The organism is Paenibacillus spongiae (assembly GCF_024734895.1).
GTDB classification, from domain to species: Bacteria; Bacillota; Bacilli; order Paenibacillales; family Paenibacillaceae; genus Paenibacillus_Z; species Paenibacillus_Z spongiae.
Window position 1 is genome coordinate 4,216,968 of record NZ_CP091430.1, and the last position, 16,841, is coordinate 4,233,808.

General features: G+C 50.8%; 14 protein-coding genes. 2 read left to right on the forward strand and 12 right to left on the reverse strand.

What is annotated here, in order from left to right:
• Positions 1-94: 94 nt before the first annotated feature.
• The 3 genes from L1F29_RS19130 to L1F29_RS19140 form a co-directional block, all read right to left on the reverse strand.
• Positions 95-1,369, reverse strand: coding sequence for a histidine--tRNA ligase (locus tag L1F29_RS19130; protein ID WP_258383656.1), 1,275 nt, complete (start codon positions 1,367-1,369; stop codon positions 95-97).
• Between the two features lie 232 nt (positions 1,370-1,601).
• Complete coding sequence (locus tag L1F29_RS19135; protein ID WP_258383657.1) at positions 1,602-3,044, reverse strand: sulfatase-like hydrolase/transferase; 1,443 nt, start codon at positions 3,042-3,044, stop codon at positions 1,602-1,604.
• Positions 3,045-3,279: 235 nt separating this feature from the next.
• On the reverse strand, positions 3,280-3,792 hold the full coding sequence (locus L1F29_RS19140) for a C40 family peptidase (protein ID WP_258383658.1): 513 nt from the start codon (positions 3,790-3,792) through the stop codon (positions 3,280-3,282).
• 218 nt (positions 3,793-4,010) lie between these two features.
• Here L1F29_RS19140 and L1F29_RS19145 point away from each other — a divergent pair, with 218 nt between their 5' ends.
• Positions 4,011-4,961, forward strand: coding sequence for a hypothetical protein (locus L1F29_RS19145; RefSeq protein WP_258383659.1), 951 nt, complete (start codon positions 4,011-4,013; stop codon positions 4,959-4,961).
• Positions 4,962-5,020: 59 nt separating this feature from the next.
• On the opposite strand, the gene L1F29_RS19150 is transcribed toward L1F29_RS19145, so the two are convergent.
• From L1F29_RS19150 to L1F29_RS19185, 8 genes are all read right to left on the reverse strand, one after another.
• On the reverse strand, positions 5,021-5,596 hold the full coding sequence (locus tag L1F29_RS19150) for a class I SAM-dependent methyltransferase (protein ID WP_258383660.1): 576 nt from the start codon (positions 5,594-5,596) through the stop codon (positions 5,021-5,023).
• Positions 5,593-6,267, reverse strand: coding sequence for a hypothetical protein (locus tag L1F29_RS19155; RefSeq protein ID WP_258383661.1), 675 nt, complete (start codon positions 6,265-6,267; stop codon positions 5,593-5,595). Before L1F29_RS19155 ends, L1F29_RS19150 begins: the two co-directional genes overlap by 4 nt.
• On the reverse strand, positions 6,254-6,955 hold the full coding sequence (locus L1F29_RS19160; RefSeq protein WP_258383662.1) for an ABC transporter ATP-binding protein: 702 nt from the start codon (positions 6,953-6,955) through the stop codon (positions 6,254-6,256). Before L1F29_RS19160 ends, L1F29_RS19155 begins: the two co-directional genes overlap by 14 nt.
• On the reverse strand, positions 6,952-7,320 hold the full coding sequence (locus L1F29_RS19165) for a GntR family transcriptional regulator (RefSeq protein WP_258383663.1): 369 nt from the start codon (positions 7,318-7,320) through the stop codon (positions 6,952-6,954). Before L1F29_RS19165 ends, L1F29_RS19160 begins: the two co-directional genes overlap by 4 nt.
• Before the next feature lie 139 nt (positions 7,321-7,459).
• The gene (locus L1F29_RS19170; RefSeq protein WP_258389736.1) at positions 7,460-8,644 is read right to left on the reverse strand and encodes a trans-sulfuration enzyme family protein; all 1,185 of its coding nucleotides are present in this window, start codon (positions 8,642-8,644) and stop codon (positions 7,460-7,462) included.
• A gap of 220 nt (positions 8,645-8,864) precedes the next feature.
• Complete coding sequence (locus L1F29_RS19175) at positions 8,865-11,348, reverse strand: WG repeat-containing protein (RefSeq protein ID WP_258383664.1); 2,484 nt, start codon at positions 11,346-11,348, stop codon at positions 8,865-8,867.
• A 207-nt stretch (positions 11,349-11,555) separates the two neighbouring features.
• Positions 11,556-12,428 carry a sugar phosphate isomerase/epimerase family protein gene (locus L1F29_RS19180; RefSeq protein WP_258383665.1) on the reverse strand — a complete coding sequence of 291 codons (873 nt, stop codon included), beginning with the start codon at positions 12,426-12,428 and terminating at the stop codon, positions 11,556-11,558.
• A gap of 87 nt (positions 12,429-12,515) precedes the next feature.
• On the reverse strand, positions 12,516-14,039 hold the full coding sequence (locus L1F29_RS19185) for an NAD(P)H-hydrate dehydratase (RefSeq protein ID WP_258383666.1): 1,524 nt from the start codon (positions 14,037-14,039) through the stop codon (positions 12,516-12,518).
• 145 nt (positions 14,040-14,184) lie between these two features.
• Between L1F29_RS19185 and L1F29_RS19190 the strand changes: the two genes are divergently transcribed.
• Positions 14,185-15,096, forward strand: a complete 912-nt coding sequence (locus L1F29_RS19190) for a DMT family transporter (protein ID WP_258383667.1) — start codon at positions 14,185-14,187, stop codon at positions 15,094-15,096.
• 97 nt (positions 15,097-15,193) lie between these two features.
• On the opposite strand, the gene L1F29_RS19195 is transcribed toward L1F29_RS19190, so the two are convergent.
• Positions 15,194-16,840, reverse strand: a complete 1,647-nt coding sequence (locus L1F29_RS19195; RefSeq protein WP_258383668.1) for an extracellular solute-binding protein — start codon at positions 16,838-16,840, stop codon at positions 15,194-15,196.
• Between the last annotated feature and the right edge of the window lies 1 nt (position 16,841).

Genomic DNA, 16,841 nt, shown 5'->3' on the forward strand with positions numbered 1-16,841 from the left:
TTACTTCTTCATTCGGCATACCAGATCCACCCCAATACCAAACCTGGTATGCCTCGCTGCGTGTCTATATCCGGGCAAAGACGCTCGGCAGCTGCTAACGTTTAAGCATCCCGGACAACTCATCTATGGACACCTCCAATTCTGTCGATTCCTTCATGTCCTTCAGCCGGATGCTGCCCTTGACGGCCTCATCTTCACCGAGAAGCAGAACGAATCGCATCCCTCTGGCTGCTGCGGAGGCAAGTGACTTCTTTAATTTGCGGCGGCTCCAATCGATCCGCACGCGAATTCCGGACGACCTCAGCTGTGCTGCGGTCTTGAGCACATAAGGCTCTGTATCTCCGATGGGAATAAGCAGCACCGTGCGGTCTGCGACTGCCCGATCCCGCTCGAGCAGCATTTCCATAATCGGCTCTATTCCGAATGACAGGCCAGCCGCGCAGTACGTAATATCCTCCCTTCCCACAAGCTGTCCGATAATCGCGTCGTAACGCCCTCCGCCGCCCATACTCGACGTATACTGACCCGTCGCATCGAAGATCTCATATACCGTACCCGTATAGAAGGATAATCCCCGGGACAGGAAAGGGTCGAATTGACAGATGCCGTCCAACCCGGTCTGTTCCAGCAGAAGCTGCAGAGCCGCAACCTCACGAGCCCCTTGGCTGCCCTGCAGGCTATATTCCTCCATCAGCGCTGCACCGCTTACAGAATCGCGGCTGATCATCGCATTAATGGCTTCGCAAGCTTCCCTGCTTATGTCTTGATTCATCAGTTCGGTCATGACGCCTTCGATACCGATCTTCGCCACCTTATCGAGGGATAGCATCACGGACAGCATTTGCTCATCCGGCACCCCTGCTTGCGCTAACAGTTCTCCCAGAAAACGCCTGTTGTTCCACCGGATGACGATCCCGATATCCAGCCGGCGAAATACATCGACGGCAAGCTGCATAAGCTCCGCTTCCGCAGCGGGTCCCCCGACTCCAACCACATCGGCGTCACATTGCGTAAATTCACGCAGCCGCCCCCTTTTCACCGGACCGTCACGGAATACCTTGCCCATTTCATACCGTTTGAACGGAAGCTCCAAACCGGGATACATGGCGACAACTTTAGCGAACGGAATCGTAAGATCGTAGCGCAAGCCAAGATTCCGCTTGCCTTGGTCCGTCAGCCGGTACATCTCCTTCAAAATTTCGTCGCCGCCCGCATATTTGGATGCCAGCAGCTCCTGTTCATTGAGGATCGGCGTCTCCATGGCGTCAAAATCATACAGCTCGAACATCTCTTCGAGCTCCCTCCGCACCTTGCCGCGCAGCGCCTGTTCACTGCCCCAATAGTCGAATGTTCCTTTAACGTTCTGCATGCAAGCCACTCCTCCATTTGTTTATCCCGCCAAATAAAAAACGCGCCGGACCTCAGGTCCCGCGCGCAATCAGATGCGGCAGGGAGGCCAACGCGATAAGCGCTAGCCCCCCTGAACAAAATTTCAGGTGTGCTAACGCTGCTTGTGATGATGAAGTTGTGCGAACGCTTTGATAATCATGGGTTCGTCTCCTTCGATCATAATTGCATTTATTATATCCAGAATAGGTGAATTATGCAATCGTTGACGGCCATCCCGGATATTGGTTCAGATACCCTCCCGCAACCGGTATTTCATGCGGATAGCTTCTCAGGCGGTCGCCATCGAGCGCTTCTTCGAATGCGTACTCTATGTAATAGTCGACAAGCTGCTGGCGGCACGACGTACAGAGCTCACGCTGGTCGGCTGCGATATCTTCCAGCTCCAGCGGATCCGTCCTTAAATTAAACAGACTCTCGCGCTCCCCGTTCGTATGATAGATGTACTTGAAATCCCCCCAGCGCAGCATGAACTTCATCGCCCTGCCATTGCCGTATTCAGCTATGATCCGTTCCCGAATCGATATTGCCGGGTCATGACCGACCGCCGCCAAATCCTTGCCCGAAGACTCGGGAGGAACTGCTCCACCAGACGCAACAATTATGGTCGCATACACGTCTTGAAGCATACAAAGCTGATCTCTGCGTTCCCCTTGCGGCCATTTATTCGGCTGGCTTACGATCATCGGAATTCGCGTCGAAGCTTCGTAATAGGTCCGCTTACCGAACGCATAATGATCGCCGAGCATTTCACCATGATCAGCCGTAAACACGATTAACGTATTGTCGCGCAGCCCGGTATCCTCGAGCGTATCCAGAATCAAGCCAATTTGCTTATCGATTTGCGATATGGAACCGTAATAATGCGAACGTATTCTCCGGATATCGTCATCGCTGACACGATCGATCCCATTAACCTTATAGTCGTTCTGTATCCAGATGGAATAATCGTCCGGATTCTTCTCCGATTCTTGGCGCACCGGCATAGGAATCTCCGACTCCGGATACATCCGGTCATACGGACTGCAGGGATCGAACGGCGGATGGGGCTTGATGAAGGATGTGAAAATGAAGAACGGGCGGTTCCGGTTGCTGCGGATCAGCTCGCAAGTCCGAGCAGCCGTCCAAGCCGTCGAGTGCAGTTCTTCCGGAAGCTCGGACTTCTGCGGCACATAATAATTCTCGCTGCGCTTCCCATGCGGTTCAATTACATGTCCGTAACCGTTCTCGCGAAGATAGAGCAAATAATCATCGTCTTGAATATGAGATGCGATCTCCTCCGAGAGCAGCATGCGGTCAAATCCATAATGCTTCCGGACCGGGTGAAAATGCATCTTGCCTACCGCGTAGGTAGCGTATCCTTCGCTGCGTACCCGTTCGGGCAGCGGATGGCGGATTTCGTTGAAATCCAAGCTGTTATCGACAAGTCCGAGCTCGAACGGATTAACCCCTGCAAGGAGTCCATGCCGCGCCGGCACGCATACCGGGGTCTGGCTGTAAGCCCGGTCGAAGCATATGCCGCTCTCGGCGAGTCTGCGGATATTAGGCGTATGCACGAACTCATTCCCGTAACATTCCAGCACATCCGCCCGCAATTGATCGCACATGATCAACAATATATTCGGTTGTCCGCTCATTGGGATCCTCCTGTGTGAATGGATTGATAATAAGCACATTATCATCTTCAAGAAGCGAGTAGCTAAAGCCTGCTCTATCAGTATACCGTACCGGAAGCTTGCAATTAGAGAATGTATATAGCCGATCCCGCCAACATTATGTTGGATTCAGCCAGAACTTCCTTGTGCTCAGCAATGGATTCAAGCAGAAAAAACCTTGCTCAACAAGCGAGCAAGGTTTTGCGTTTCTTCTATATTAAAGGACGCGGCGTGCGGTAATGTAGCGCTTCGAATAGCTCGACAGATTGCTAATCACAACACCATTGACGTTTTTTCCCGTGGTGTTATGTATGAACTTTCCGTTCCCCATGTAGATCCCGACATGATTGATACGTCCGGGCTTGCTTACGCTAAAGAAGATCAGGTCGCCTTTTTTCAGATTGCTCTTGCTGACGTACTTGCCTTGCTTGCTTTGCGCGACGGATCCCCATTTGAGATTAACGCCTTGCTTGGCAAACACGAATTTCGTGAAGGAAGAGCAGTCGAAAATCAGCTTCGAAGGATTGTTCACGCCAAATTTATACTTCACTTTGCCTTTAAGCGATTGCGCATAGGACACAACTGCATTGGCTTTCTGTGCGGAAGTTTTGGATGCTTGTACACTTGCGGTTGCCGCTTGGACAGGCTGAGCAGAAGTAATAGTGGCAGATAATACGACACTTAAGCAAGCGGCGCTCAGGATCATTTTGCGGATCGTGATGAATTTCATTCTTGATGTAGCCTCCTCTGGTTGATGGGGAAAGTATAGCATGCCTGCGGAGGTGACAAGCCAATTATAAGAAAACACTAATCATCCATTTGATGGAATTCGTTTATGATTGTTTGCAGGTTTGAAACAAGTATTGATTATATGGAAACAACTATCGGGTAATATGAACGTAGTTCAAGATACAACAATCATTCTTGCTTAATGGAGGAGATTCCACGATGAAAACCATTCCTTTGCGTCCCAAATCCTTTGCCTTGGCTGCACTTGCGGCACTAACGTTTACGCTTCAAGCCGGCCCCGCCGCCGCGGCCGGCACAGAGTCCGCTCAGCCACAGGGGTCCTTCAATCAGACAGCTGCAGTCAACAGTACGTCAGCGGACAAAGTCATCAATCAATATGAGGCGCTGCTCAAGCAAGGCAAACTGCCGAAGGCGTTCAGCTATTTGAACGAGCATATCGATGAAGTGACCAAGTATCAGGCTATGATCCTGGTGCTGCATTTAGAAAATGCGGTGAAGAAGGCTCTCCCGTCTATGGTCGACCGGATCGGAAAAACATCGGTACAGACTCAGATCAACAAGGTGTACAAAATTGGCGACAGCTTCGCCGATGTCATCAAACGCACCAACGATAAATCGTTGAAAGCACTGCTGCAGGAAGCGGCGGACAGCGGTTTCAAGCTGGAAACGGCTGAAGGCTTCTACTTCCCGGTCGTACGGTACGCCGCTCTGCAGAAATTTAATCCTTATGTAACCGACGATATCAAAGCTTATATGGACATTATGACGGTCGAATCGGAGAAAGCGAGCGTTAAGGACGCCGGACTCATGATCGGATATCAGGAATTGGTTAATCGAGCGCTGTCTCAAGAACGTTTCGTGAAACAATTCCCGTCCTCCAACCGGATCGCCCAAGTGAAACAGCTGTTCCAGAGCTACAAAATCCTCACGTTCTACGGCGTTAACAACACCCCGCTGTTCGACTATGACACGAAGGTCATCCAGCCAAATGCCAAGAAAGGCTACGGGTTGATTCTGAAGTGGAACGATACCAAGTCCAGCCCTTATCTGACTACGCTGCAGAAGTTCATGAATCTGCTTGCCGATCAGAATGATAAGCTGACGGAAGAGGTTGAGAAATTCCGCAAGGCGAACGTTCCGATCCAATAATGACCATGAACGAAGCCCCTGTTTCCTTCCGTTCAGAAGGAGACGGGGGCTATTTGCCATTATTCAGGCTTACGGTGAGCGGAGGCTCGCCTTTTTCTGCAGCGGAACACCCAGGCAGGCGGGACATTCAACCAGGTGTACCCGGCATCGACGATCGGAAAATGCGCCTGAAATTTTCTTCGAAGCAGCGGCGTATATTGGAACGCAACGAATGTGCCGTTATCGGCCATAGCATTGTAGATGTCATGAAACAGCAGCTCCTGCAGGCTTGAATCGAAATTAGCAAAGGGCAGGCCTGATATAATCAGATCGAACTTCAACCCCGTCTCCTGCACAACCTCGCCTAACCGAAGGGCGTCATCAAGGATCGCCAGCTCCGGAAATTTCCGCTTCAGCACATTCCGGAATGCTTCGTTTCGCTCGAACAGATAGAAACGGCTATTTGGGCTCCTTTCCCGCTCGACATATTTAGTGAATACGCCTGTCCCGGGACCAAGCTCTGCAATTCGATTTATTTTTCGCCAAGGGATCGTAACGGGCAGCATCTTGCGGGTCAGAAAGTCCGAGCTTGGCACCACACTGCCCACATGAAGCGAATCTGCCAGAAATTCACCGAGGAAAGATGGCTTTCTCATACGATCGCAATCCTTTTCTCCAATAGATAATGGCAGCCTCCGAAGAACGCCGCGCATAATACCATGATCATTAGCGTAGGCTCTAATTTGGTAACGGCGAGGATCGTAATTATTATGCCAATTAGGAAAGCCAGGAAGGCAATCATTAGCGGGAAACGCGAAAAAACTCTTCCGAGAAGGCTGCAAAAGAAACATAAAAAGATGACACAGGTTGCGAACAGCACGATCTGCGCGATGAATAACAGCTTAGCGGCATTGAAAGTAATCAGCGGTTCGGCGCGAAATAGCATACCATCCGTCAACCGGTATTGAATGATCAAGCCAGCGGCCATTATGAGCGCGTATAGGAATGATTCCACAAGGATAGCAATGTATTTGTACAGGATTAAGAAGACGCGAGGAATCGGTAAAGTTAAAAGCTGATAGATGCTGTGAACTTTCCATTCGTCGTTCCAAGTAGAGAAGCAGCGCAGAAACACGATGAAAAGATACACGTAGCAAACGGCAATATTCAGGGTCATCACACCGTTTAGATGATGACTGGCATATTGGAATTGAAGGGGCAGCGCGGCAAGCAAGACATTCAAGCAGATCAATGCGGCCATACTTACAAGAATGACACTTCGCCGGTTACGTAGTTCGGTGAGCAGCAGCCTTCTAAACGCGTGCATGTTGATTCACCTCTTTCAGTATATCCATTAACGACATCTTGTGGATTTGTTTGAGCGTTTCGACATGACCCTCAAGCACCAGCTTTCCCTCATGAATAAAGACTATATCATCGAGCAATAGTTCGATCTCCGCTATTTCATGGGTCGAGATCAATATGGTCTGGCCTTCATACAAGAAATCATCCACGATAGCATGCGCAATCTGCGCTCTGGCGAAGGGATCAATTCCCGATAACGGCTCATCAAGCAGCAGATACTTGGCTTGCAGACTAAGTGCGAGCAGCAGCTTCATCTTCGCCCGAATTCCTCGAGACGCTTCCCGTATGCCCATATGCTCCTTCAGCCCGAAATAATCGAGCAGATGAAGCGCTTTGTCGTCATCCCAATCCCAATGGATATCCCTCATATAACGCATCGCATCGCCCAGCTTCATCCAGGGATACCAGACGTCGATATCCGGTAGATACGTCAGCATGCCTCTGGCAGCTAATCCGGGTGATTTGCCGTCTATCCTAATTTCACCTCGATCCAAACGATGCAGACCTGCGATCGCTTTGAGCAAGGTTGATTTTCCGGCACCGTTCGTACCTAATAATCCAATGATTCGGCCCTCTTCAATGTTAAGGCTAATATCGTCCAAAGCCTTCTTGCGCCCAAAGGTTTTGACGGCACGCTCCACCTGAATCATTCCGCGCTCCCCCTGTTCAGATACGATGTAATGCGTTCCAATATTTCATCATCCGTGCTTCCGAAGGAACGAAGCAGCTCAATGCTCTGGCTGACTGCGCGATGTATCGCTTCTTCCCGAAGAGCTTCAAGCATTGCCGGATCATTGGTCATATAGCTCCCTTGGCCTCTGGCCGTGACGATTAAATTCATATCTTCCATCTCCCTGTAAGCCCGCTGTATGGTATTCGCATTGACACCAAGCTTCTTGGCAAGCTCCCGGCGCGAAGGGATCTCCTGACCCAATTTATAGGTGCTGTTGATGAATTTGATCTTAATGTCGTCTATAATTTGGCTGTAAATCGGTTCTTTCGAATTAAATTCCATCGCTACCTCCATGGAAACTCAGTATTACTGTATTAATATATTAATACAGTAATACGAAAAATGCCGTCAGTCAATCGGTATTTTTTCTACATGGGGCATTTATTTTCTCAACAAATAATAAAAAAAGAACAGCCCTCAGCTAAGGACTGTTCCTCCTATTCCCTTGTATGGTTTGCTGCCAAGCTTGATCGATGTCGCGGATCAAATCCTCCGGATCTTCCTGACCGACATAGAGTCGGACGATCGACGGATTGGACTTCTGCCCGCCAATCGAATTGACCGTAACCAAGCTCTCGAATCCGCCCCAGCTCACCCCGATTTTGAAATATTGCAGGTTGTTCGCCCATTCCTTCAGCACGTCCGCAGAATAATCTGATTCGAAGGAGAATAGGCTGCCGAACCCGGTCATCTGCATACGCGCCAATTCATGCTGAGGGTGCGAAGTAAGCGCAGGATGATTGACCTTGCGAACATAGGACTGCTTCTCCATATGGTGTGCCACGGCCAAGCCGCTAATTTCATGTCTTTGCATGCGGAGCGGAAGCGTCCGCAATCCCCTTGTTATGAGCGCCGCAATCTGAGGAGCCATAATACCGCCGAAGAGCATGTATTCATCCTTGCTGAGCCGATCGATCATCTGTTTCGAGCCGATTGCGACGCCACCTACACAATCGCTGTGTCCGGATACATATTTCGATAGTGAATGTACGACCAGGTCTACCCCCATCGACAGCGGCTTCTGGTAGCAGGATGTCGCCCACGTATTATCGATAATCGTCGCAGCTCCTATACGTCGGGCCAGTTCCGTACAAGCGCGCAGATCCTGAAGCTCAAACATCATCGTTGTCGGGCTTTCCAGGTAGAACAGGCGTGTATTCGGCTGAATCGCAGCCTGCCACGCAGCCAAGTCGCTGCCGTCCACGAATGTCGTCTCAATCCCCCAACGCTTCATATAGACGCCAAGAAATTCCTTAGTCGGTCCATATGCTTGATTAACGCACACCACATGATCGCCACTCTTTAACGTGGACATGATCGCCGACGAAATCGCCGCCATACCGGATGCGAAGCAGCGGGCTTCCTCTCCTTCCTCCAGCTCGGCAAGTTTCCGCTCCAAATATTCCACCGTCGGATTATTCCCCCGCGAATAAATGTGATGACGGAATAAATCGCTGAATGCCGATTCGAATTGATCGTAACGCTCGAACGCAAACAGACTGCTCTGGTATACCGGTATCGTTATTGCGCCATGGTGGCGCGTATCGGTCGGATCGTGCGAGACATTCGTAAAAACCGATGATTCTTCTTTATCTTCCATTGCCATCTTCTCCAATCCTCTCTCTCCCGCTTTCGCCGAAGTTTACCCCGTCTCGGCTCTAGTACTATGTCAATATATACAATATAACCACGCATTGAATGAACAGTAAAGTCTATCTTGAAGACAAACCAAGTTTCCCCATTGAAAAATAAATAAACCAATGCTGACATTCATAGTTGTCTTCTAAAGTTAAATAAAGACGCCGACGAGCAAGTCGGCGCCCTCTTCATGCGTGAAACGATTTCCAGAACGACCCATCCACTGCGATCATATCCATTATCGTCGAGAACGGGATCGTGAAGGTAGGAAAGCCGGCAGAATAAGGTGCAATTTCATAGGGTTCAAAATACAAGTGAAGCGCATTCTCGGAAACGAAGAAGGGCTGATCCGGTCGAATCCCTTTATAAGCGCCCGGGAAAACGTACGAATATTGCGGATCCTCCTTTATTTGCCTACCTACGATATCGCTCAATACCTTGACATAGTCGCTCCCCGGCTTAAACAACTCCTTCAGCTCATACATATGGCCGTTTACCAGGTTGATATGCGCATATTGCTTGGTTGGCATGCCGTGAGCCGCTCCAAACGGGTAACGGTATCCATTGAGCTCCAGAACGAGTAAATCCTTCTTGAAAAATTCCACTTCGAAATCGCCATTGTATGCGTAATCCAATTGAACATGACCCGGAACCGGCTTGACCAGGGACAGCTCCTTCAGCTTTTCGTTCACTGACTGCTGAGCTGCCAGATCGGACATTCCTTCCACATGCGGATAATAGACCAAATAATCTTTGTTCGGTTTATACTTCTCTTCTCTTACGCGATAAGGCTCTCTAAGCGGAATAACGGTGTTTGGACGCCAGATGAGACGGCCAGTACAGTCCCAATAGGACGTGCGCTGATCGATGTTAGCTTGTATAATGCCATCCAGCATTGTTAACGTTCCGCTGCCGTTTAAACGGGGATAACCCGGAGCCGCATGGCCGCTGCGATCGATCCAGTACGTCTGATTCCGGTCGCTTGCCGAAGCAAGACCGTTCTTGTAATCGCCGACGGAGTCATAGATGAAATCGGATAACAGCTTGCCGCTCAAATTGGCAATCGCAAAGATCGAGCCTATATACGGCTTCGCCTCGTCAATCGCCTTACCCAGAGCCAGCCGCTCCTCGCCAAGCTGCCTGATCTCGTTGTAGACCGGTTCAATGATGAATTTTCCCTGTTTATCGATCAAGCCATAACTCGACCGGACACCCTCGCTCGTGTTCACAACCGCCCTGCCTTCTTGAAAAGGCTGCGCGTAGACAAACGCCGGTTCGATGATAATGTTTCCACGTTCATCAATATATCCGAACTTCCCGTTTACTTGTTCCTGAAAAGCAAGCAAGCCGTCTCCAAGCGGCCCTACGTACGGAAAGTTGAATGTCGACAGCTGCTTCCCGTCTAATCCGATTAGCGCGAACTCATTGTCCTTGATTTTCACAAGCGCTTTGCCGTGATTGAAATCGCCGGCTTCCTCAAATTGCGGCGGTATGACTTCAGCGCCGTATGCGTCCAAATAACCATAGCGGCTGTTCCCTTGACTGTCCGTCTTGTTGAACATCGCTCTGCCTTCACTCAGCGGGGAGATATAAGAGTAGCCTTTGCTCGTGACGATACGGCCCGCCGGATCCATGAGCTTATAGTCTCCGCGGTCGATAATGACTGCTCTGCCTTCAGAGAAAGGCCCGATATCTTCATAAATCGGCTTTACGACATACTCGCCGGACGCATCGATGAGACCAGCGTAATTATTCACCCTCACAGTGGCAAGTCCATTACTCTGAAAGATTCCGGCATCCTCATATTGCGGTTGTATGGTCATCTTTCCTTCGCGATCGATATAGCCATATCGCCGACCGTGCGCGGTTTTCACAGGAGCCGGGAACAACCCCACTGTAAGGCGTGTTTTCGGGCCCCACCCCAACGCCTTCAAAATTTCGTTTTCTAACCGGATCAACTCTTCTCTGGAAGGATACGGATTCTCGAAGCGGAGCGCTTGCTGTATGGATCGAAAAGCAGCCTCAAGCATGCCCGCTTTCCATTGAGCATCGGCCAGGTAATACCAGTAGAAGGAATAAGTCGGATGCAGCCGGACAAGCCGCTCATAATATCGGACAACCTTCGGATAATAATAGCGGTACGCTTCAGGCGCAGGTGCGAAACTTCCGTTCTCCCAACGCATGATGTCCACCCGATAAGCTTCACCCGTATCGTGGTTCCACGTTGCGATGAACGCCCTTCCATCACCGCCCGGGAGATGGAACACCTCCAAGTAGCTAAAGACCGTACTTTCGGGAGCCACATCCTTTAATCCGTCCCGTGACCATTCGTAAAGGGACAGGTGCGACCAAATCGAGCCGATTTGCCACCCGACTATCAACTGCTGCCCCTTCCCTCCCGTTACATGTGCCGCATGCAAGAGCGTTACGCCATATCCGCTTCCCTTCACTTGCTGCAGTACCTTCCATCCTTCCGGCCTGAGCTGCAGGACAAGCAAGTATTGCTGACCCTCTAAGCTATAAACAGCTATGATCTCGGAGCATTGGTCATCATCCAGAGCAGCCGTAATGACGGCTTCATGAGGACGAGGCTGATGGATCGTGACGATTTCTGCCCCGCTTGGCAAATAGGGCCGTACGAATTGCGCCAGCCTGGCGTTGCTTCCATTCATCCGCACACCTCCCGCAAGCATATGATCCTTCCAAAGAGCAAACCCATTGGATATTTCATACGTTGAAAATAAACATCGCCTAATTCGTATGCGATTAGACGGCAGTTATGCTTCAAATCCGCTGCAGAGGTTCATTGATTTCCATGAAAAACGGCGGTGCCCTTAGGCAGCCGCCGTCTGTATTTAAGTATGATTTCAAATGTTATTTCAGCTCTCATCCCAGAGCTGTCGCAAATAATCCATTCCGAGCTTGGAGCCGACCTTGCAGTCTTCCATGCCTTCAAACTCGACAGTCACATAACCGTCATAGCCCGACGATTTGATAAGCTTTACGATTTCCGGTATCGGAAGATCCCCTTGACCGACAATGGCACCTCGCATATAATTGCCATTCGCAGTACGGAACCAATCGCCGCCGCCAGGATAGCGGTAATATGGACGAATGTAGAAGTCTTTGAAATGCACGAGAGACGCGTAAGGCAAATTCCGCTTTACGCCTACCAACGGATCTTCATCCACGCACAGGAAATTGCCGACATCGAGCGTTGTTTTGAAGTTCGGACGATCGACAAGCTGCAGGACGCGCTGGACGCGGTCGCTTGCTTGTACACTGAAGCCGTGGTTCTCGATTGTCGTCGTTATGCCGAACGTATTGGCATAGTCAGCTATCTTGCGGCTTCCTTCAATGATCTGCGGAAGCGCATCCTCGAAATAGCGGATCGTCATCTTCTCAGGCGGCAGCGTGAAAGCGGTCACATCATGACGCATATGCTTGATGCCCATCCGGTTAAGCAAATCAACATGTTGCTTCAGCCGATCGACTTCCGCATCGAATTCAAGTTCGGTCTCCTGGACGAAATTCGCAGGCATGGAATAGTTCGATAACGCTATACCGGCTTCACCGGCCTTGTCCCTCACATCATCCGCTAACGCCAAATTATCGACTAGCGTAAATCCGTACGGAACAATTTCCATATGCTGGCCGCCATTTTCTTTAATCCAAGTAATGACGTCGAGAACGGTCATCTCGCCCGACTTGATCGCATTCAGCAAACTATACGTACTTAATCCCAGCTTCATGTGAACCCTCCATAATCGTAGAGATAAATGCTTTGCAAGTCCATTCATGATGTATAAGGAGTCAGTGGACTATATAAGAATACCATACTACAGCTCGAAAATGATATCGCTTGCAATCAAAGATGCGGGCGAATGACGATTGGCGGCGGCCCGATCCCCCGCTTCGCCATGTCGGTATACCCCCGTGACAGCCGCTTGTATGCCGGTTAAACCTTGGGCAAGCAGCGATCCGATCAAACCGGCGAGAACGTCGCCCGCTCCTCCCGTTGCCATCCCCGCATTGCCGGTAACGTTAATATAGACATCGCCGCCCGGCTCCGCACATACCGTTCGCGCCCCCTTCAGAGCAAGCGTGACTTTGTGTTTTGCCGCGTACTGACGGGCGGCGTCAATGCGATTGCGCTGAACCTCGCGCGTTGGGATGCCTGACAGACGCGCCATTTCGCCAGGATGCGGGGTGAATACGGTAGGCGCTTGTCTAACCGGCCATGACGCAAAGCCTTCCGCATCGGCTATCATATTGAGCGCATCGGCATCGAGAACAAGCGGAATCTCCGCTCTCTGCCATATCGTCCGGAGCCATGCGCTATCTCCCTTCCACCGACCCATGCCCGGACCTACGACAAGCGCCTGTTTGCCTTGAGACAGCGCAAGGAGCTCTTCCGGGTCGGTTGCGCTCCAACCGCCGCCGCCATCCTGGACGCCGGCTAGCATAAGCTCAGGCGGCCTGCCGCCTAGAGTTGCTATAATACTGTCCGGTACCGCCCAGCTGACAAGGCCGCAGCCTCCGCGCAGTGCAGCTGCCGATGACAGCAGCCCGGCTCCGCTCATCGCCCTGCTTCCTGCAGCGACCAGCACGTGCCCATAAGTGCCCTTATGGGTGTCCGCCGCCCTCTCCTTTCCCGGATCGACACCAAGTCGGGACACGAGTACCGACTCATCCGCTTCATACGTCTGAATCCCGTGCTCCTCTGCCAATCCCGAAGGAATCCCGATGGAACGCACAACGACATCTCCCGCATAATCAGCGCCGGGATATTGGAGCAAGCCGCATTTCTTGAATCCCAACGCAACCGTACGTTGGGCTCGAATGCAAGGGTCGCCCGCTTCCCCCGTGTCAGCATCCAGTCCGCTGGGAATGTCAATGGCGACAATCGGCTTGCCGCTCTCATTGGCTTGCATGATCAGCTCCCCGTATACGTCTCTGGGCGCGCCTTTCGATCCTGTACCTAGCAGCGCATCAATAATCCCGTCCACATTGCCCCAGTCAATCGGGTTCCGGTCATAGCGTATGTACGGAATGCCAATCCGCATCACAATATCCCGCTGCAAGGCAGCTTCCTTCGTCAATAATTCAGGGTCATCGGCATAGATAACCGTCACGATCAGACCGGCGTCCCGAAGATGCCGTGCAGCGACAAGTCCATCGGCGCCATTATTTCCTTTGCCCGCCAGAACGAGCCATCTTGTTCCGGCGGATTCAGCCAGAGCTGCCACCTCATCAGCGACTGCCCGTCCGGCATTCTCCATCAGAACAAGAGCGGGAATGCCAATCCGCTCGATGGTATCCTGATCGATTCGTCTCATTTCTTCCGACGTTAAGACAAACATCTCTTCACTCCTTCCCGAACAGGTCGATATTACCATACTGCCTAATTGCACATGGAAAATCAAGGCGCCGCTTTAGTATTGATCTTTCCATTGGGCAGAAGTACAATATGGTAGCTGCAATTGGAACCAGAAAGGAATTTTCGCCTTGAAAACAACATCTCCTCCCGTCTCGCCCATCATCCCGCTTCTTGTTGGCATGGCAGCCATCTCCTTCGCACCGATACTCGTCCGATATTCGGATGCTCCCGTATCCGTACAAGGAATGTACCGTATGCTCTTTACAGTTGCCATCATGCTGCCCTTCGGCCTCAAATCCTTGAAGGCAATCGCTTCGATCAGCCTGAAGGACTGGCTCCTGCTCGGAGCGGCCGGTTTCTTCCTGGCACTGCATTTCTTGCTGTGGATGGCTTCGCTTACGTATACATCCATCGCCAGCTCCACGATTATTTTATCGCTTGAGCCGGTATTCGTCATGATCGGAGCCTATTTCGTATTCAAAGACAAGCCGACCAAAGCTGCGCTGCTCGGAATGTTTATCGCCATCTTCGGCATATGCTTCGTTGGGTCCGGCGATGTAAGCTTATCGGCTTCGGCTATCTATGGCGATGTCTTGTCGCTGCTCGGCACCGTTGCCGTTGCCGTCAATATGCTGATTGCAAAGCGGATTTTGAAGAGGGTGTCTTCTTATCTCTATAGCTTGATTGCGTTTACCTTCACGTTTATTTGTTTTGCGCTGTATAATCTCGTTCTCGAGATCCCGATGAGAGACTATCCGGCCAATGAATGGGGCATCTTTCTCCTGCTCGCCATCGTACCTACCGTATTCGGCCATATGATCTTTAACTGGATGCTTCAATATGTGAAGGCGACCACGATTTCCATGACCGTGCTCGCGGAACCGATCGGCGCGAGTCTGCTCGGGATGCTGCTGTTCCGTGAAATGGTGACCGCATTCCAGCTTGTCGGAGGTCTCTTCGTTATTGCAGGCTTGCTTCTCTATATGCGATCCGAACAGACGATTGCCGCTAACAAGGCCTCAATGTCTTCTTCATCCTAAGAAGAAACGGCTCATGCCATTCTTGGCGGGCGGCAAATTATAATAACGCAAAGGGAGAGCCTGCATAAGCAGGCTCTCCCTTTCATCGTGGAATGAATTAGTTCGGCATACCGAATTTGACGACTTCTTTACCTTTGAGCTCCGCGTTCACGAACTGAATTGCTTCATCATAACCGGTGCTCTTAATTTGTTTACGAAGATCGTTAATGATCTTCATGGCTGCTTCATCAGACTTGGCATATACCGCTTCTTTCCAAGCGTCGCCGATCTTATCCATCGAAGGCTTCAGCATCTCCCACTGAGACGATTTGGCCATGACGTCGCCAGGGTTAAAGGCGGAGATAAGCTGCGTTCCGTTTGGACGCATGATTTTTCTGGCATTTTCCATCGCGGTATTGCGTTCTTGGTCGGCCCAGATATCGCCTCCGCCAAGCGAATTCAGTTGATCGCGTCCTGCCATCGATTCGAAACCGATGCCAATTCCTTCGTTCTTGCGTACTTTACCGGACGTATCCGCAGTGAATTTATCGAAGAACTCTTGCTTTGCAACCGGCTTGCCGTCCTTCATTTCATAATGAGTCCCTTCAATACCGTAGCGCGTCAGCATGAAGCCTTCGTCGGAAGCAAGGAAATCCAGCAGTTTAAGCGCTGCATCGACATTCTTCGATTTCTTCGGAATGACGGTTACGTTGTTGCCTTGAATGTTCAGATCGGCTGGGCGATTGGCTTCGGCGCCAGCGCGCTCCAGCGGACCAACCGGTACATAATCGCTGCCTGGGTTTGCTTTAACATAATCTTTCGATGCATCCAGAATGGCCGGGTAATGCGCAGCCAGTACAGCGACGCGGCCCTGATTGATTTTTTCCTTCGCGATCGGATCGGTTTGGGTGAAAGCTTCGTTATCAAGTAAACCTTCCGAGATCATCTTGCGGTAGTACAACGTAAATTCTTCATACGCCTTACTGAAGAAGTTATGTTCCAGCGTGCCATCGCCCTTGTCGAGATATTCCGTAGGGTAGAACATCGTATTACCGATCCCAACGGCCCAGCCGTTATGGAAGCCTCCGAGTGGAATCACCGGAAGTCCATTGGCTTTCAGGTTGGCATCTTTAATTTTCTTCAGCATGTTGTACAGATCATCCTTCGTTACAACCGATTGCGGGTCAATGCCTACTTGCTCCGCAATGTCCTTGCGAACATAGAATCCATACAGCCAATCCATGCCATCCTTGTCGGATGCCGGCTGGTTCTGCAAGAGGAGGTACTTCTTGCCGCCGTATGCATCGATAGCTTTCTCATAGAGTGCCGGCGGGACATTCTCTTTCGCAACCAGCTTCGCAAGGTTCGGATATTTGTCCAGTTTATCGGACAAATCGACAAGCTGGTCTTCCTTCGCTGCCTTGATAATGACATCAAGCTCGCCGCCCCAAGCCGGACCTGTATAAATGTCCGGGAGTTCCTCCGTCGTGAAGATCTGATTAACTTTCTCGACCTCACTGCCCTTTGTATATTCCCATTCCACTTTCACGCCCGTTTTCTCTTCAATCACTTTGCTGATCGGGGTCATATCGACATCCGCGCCAGTCGATCCATTCCAATTGTGCAGTACCTTAAGCGTAACCACTTTGTCTTTCCCGTCGCCGGATGATCCCTCGTTACCGCTGTTGCTGCAGCCGTAGAGCGATCCGCTCAGAAGCGTGGCGGCCAGCACTATCGAAGCGATTTTGAGCCCTTTTCTAGCCATA

What these genes read in the sequence shown, in the direction of transcription:
- L1F29_RS19145 (WP_258383659.1), top strand. Translation starts at nt 4,011, where the DNA reads ATGAAAACCATTCCTTTGCGTCCCAAATCCTTTGCCTTGGCTGCACTT.
- L1F29_RS19150 (WP_258383660.1), bottom strand. Translation starts at nt 5,596, where the DNA reads ATGAGAAAGCCATCTTTCCTCGGTGAATTTCTGGCAGATTCGCTTCAT.
- L1F29_RS19180 (WP_258383665.1), bottom strand. Translation starts at nt 12,428, where the DNA reads ATGAAGCTGGGATTAAGTACGTATAGTTTGCTGAATGCGATCAAGTCG.
- L1F29_RS19170 (WP_258389736.1), bottom strand. Translation starts at nt 8,644, where the DNA reads ATGGCAATGGAAGATAAAGAAGAATCATCGGTTTTTACGAATGTCTCG.
- L1F29_RS19135 (WP_258383657.1), bottom strand. Translation starts at nt 3,044, where the DNA reads ATGAGCGGACAACCGAATATATTGTTGATCATGTGCGATCAATTGCGG.
- L1F29_RS19185 (WP_258383666.1), bottom strand. Translation starts at nt 14,039, where the DNA reads ATGTTTGTCTTAACGTCGGAAGAAATGAGACGAATCGATCAGGATACC.
- L1F29_RS19130 (WP_258383656.1), bottom strand. Translation starts at nt 1,369, where the DNA reads ATGCAGAACGTTAAAGGAACATTCGACTATTGGGGCAGTGAACAGGCG.
- L1F29_RS19160 (WP_258383662.1), bottom strand. Translation starts at nt 6,955, where the DNA reads ATGATTCAGGTGGAGCGTGCCGTCAAAACCTTTGGGCGCAAGAAGGCT.
- L1F29_RS19155 (WP_258383661.1), bottom strand. Translation starts at nt 6,267, where the DNA reads ATGCACGCGTTTAGAAGGCTGCTGCTCACCGAACTACGTAACCGGCGA.
- L1F29_RS19175 (WP_258383664.1), bottom strand. Translation starts at nt 11,348, where the DNA reads ATGAATGGAAGCAACGCCAGGCTGGCGCAATTCGTACGGCCCTATTTG.
- L1F29_RS19165 (WP_258383663.1), bottom strand. Translation starts at nt 7,320, where the DNA reads ATGGAATTTAATTCGAAAGAACCGATTTACAGCCAAATTATAGACGAC.
- L1F29_RS19140 (WP_258383658.1), bottom strand. Translation starts at nt 3,792, where the DNA reads ATGAAATTCATCACGATCCGCAAAATGATCCTGAGCGCCGCTTGCTTA.
- L1F29_RS19195 (WP_258383668.1), bottom strand. Translation starts at nt 16,840, where the DNA reads ATGGCTAGAAAAGGGCTCAAAATCGCTTCGATAGTGCTGGCCGCCACG.